The sequence below is a fragment of the Cyanobacteriota bacterium genome (assembly GCA_025054735.1).
GTDB lineage: Bacteria > Cyanobacteriota > Cyanobacteriia > SKYG9 > SKYG9 > SKYG9.
Map to the genome: position 1 here is coordinate 1 of JANWZG010000549.1, position 2064 is coordinate 2064.

At 50.2% G+C, this 2064-nt stretch carries 3 protein-coding genes; 2 read left to right on the forward strand and 1 reads right to left on the reverse strand.

Going from position 1 to position 2064, the window contains the following annotated elements; translation table 11 throughout:
• The first annotated feature begins 320 nt into the window (after positions 1-320).
• Positions 321-644 carry a hypothetical protein gene (locus tag NZ772_17985; protein ID MCS6815445.1) on the forward strand — a complete coding sequence of 108 codons (324 nt, stop codon included), beginning with the start codon at positions 321-323 and terminating at the stop codon, positions 642-644.
• 44 nt (positions 645-688) lie between these two features.
• On the forward strand, positions 689-1264 hold the full coding sequence (locus NZ772_17990; protein MCS6815446.1) for a hypothetical protein: 576 nt from the start codon (positions 689-691) through the stop codon (positions 1262-1264).
• Here the strand turns inward: NZ772_17990 and NZ772_17995 are convergent.
• Positions 1261-2064: cation diffusion facilitator family transporter (locus NZ772_17995; protein ID MCS6815447.1), on the reverse strand; the 804-nt coding region annotated here is incomplete at its 5' end. The two genes, NZ772_17990 and NZ772_17995, sit on opposite strands and share 4 nt — an antisense overlap.

Consider the following 2064-nt stretch of genomic DNA (forward strand, 5'->3'; position numbering starts at 1 on the left):
GCAGTGCCCTAGTTAAGGTGCGTAATGGATTTGTTTGGCTGCCAGTGCCCGTATGGCTAGTAACCGCTGGATTGACGTAGATAACCAGTGTAGGGGCAGCTTGAACCATAGTTGCAATGGACAAAGGACGTGCACGCTAGGATAGCAGAACAGTAGATACTTGGCGCTTAGGAAACACCGTCACTATGATTTGCTTGAACCACAGCCCCTTCACGGGTCACTATTGTCCTATACCCTGAATCAGATGTCCTATACCCTGAATCAGAATATCCCAAGTTGCTAGTATCCTAGGCATAGGTAGATAGACTGAACAAACCTGCATGGATGTAGTGAACGCTGTGATTATTTGCAATTGCCTGATTGCGATCGCCTGCTGCTGGGTAGCTTGGAAGCTATGGCAAGTAAAACAGGTGTTATCTCTGACGACGCGAGTTGTGACTCGTTGGGAACGCCAAGTATTCGAGGCCATGGCAACTGCACCTGCTAATGTGCTTAGCCTTCACAATCAGGTTCAACAGTGGCAGCTAACCTATCAGCAACTAGCAATTCACTACCATCAGCTACAACAAGCCTTAGCCTTGCTAGGATTACTGCGAGCTTGGTGGCGGTCAGGCTGGTATCCCTTCCAGGGTAACCGTCGGTAACGTGCTAAGATGCAAAAATCCTTGTCATTGGAGGCATCAGGGCTATGGCAAAGCGCTCGAAACACAACCTCAAGTGGATTAAAGAAACACTGGAACTCAAGGAAAATCACCTGTGGAAAGCGACTCCTGGCTATCAGGTTTTTGTTGCTGATCGGGGTGCAGTCAGATTTGATGTTCCGCAAGGTTGGATCTTAGAGCCGCAACAAAGCTCCTTTCGCTTCACTGACGGAAAACCACCCGATGACAATTGTTGCCTAGAGGTGTCGTTTAACCGCTTGCCCCCAGCAGACTATAGCCAAATCCCCTTGCCTAGATTATTGCGGCAGGTTGTTGATCGCGACACCCGCAATGTCATCAAACGCAGCATTATCCATGAGGTCAACCGAGTTGCCCTGCGATTAGTGTGGACAGAATTGTTGTTTATGGATTCCAACGAACATCGACAAGCCTTTTCCCGCATTGCTGTTGGTCTGGGTGCCGGGATTCAATGCTTGCTTACCTTTGATTATTGGGTCGAGGATGCTGAACGGTTCTTACCGGTTTGGGATACTGCCCTATCTACTCTTCAATTAGGGCTGTACATCAGCGATCCCACTACAGGAGCGGCACGACCAGACTAGGATTTTGCTGAAACGATTGTCTCTAGCAAGCTCTGCTCCAAGGCCATAACGGGTTTAGTGTGATTAATTTGAACCATGACCTCGTGGATACCAAACCTCTGATTCAGCAAGATTTGTATGGTCTGACATAACTGATCACGGTAGGGGCCACTGTCTTCACCCCTATCCCTGGCAACGGTGACCCCAACGGCAACAATCTCCTGCCCAGGAGCGATCGTCCAGACCCGCAGGTGCTCGATGCTAGCTACCCCCTCAATTTCGTGGATACACTGCCGGATAGCTGCCAGATTTAGGTGACTAGGTGTCTGCTCTAGCAAGATGGCCACACTTTGCTTAAGCAGGGGTAAAGTGCCCATTACAATCAACACAGTCACAAACAAGCTCACAACCCCATCTGCCCAAACCCAATGGAATGCCCAGATGGCGATCGCGGCTAACAGCACCCCCAAGGAACCAACCATATCCGCCACCATGTGCAAAAATGCACCCTTCAGGTTGAGATCATGGTGGCTGTCTTGATGCAACATGATTACGTTGATGCCGTTAACCATCACCCCAATTCCGGCTGTAATCATCATCGGCAAGCTGAGAATGTCCGCAGGAGGTTGTTGCAAATGGACAATTGCTTCCCAGCCAATCCGCAGGGCGATCGCCACCAACCCAGCCCCATTCACCAACGCTGCTAAAATTTCTACCCGACGATAGCCAAAGGGTGCTCGTTCTGAGACTGGAAACCGCGCCATCCAAGTTGCCAACAGCGCTAGTCCCAGGGCCAAGCCATCCGATGCCATATGTCCTGA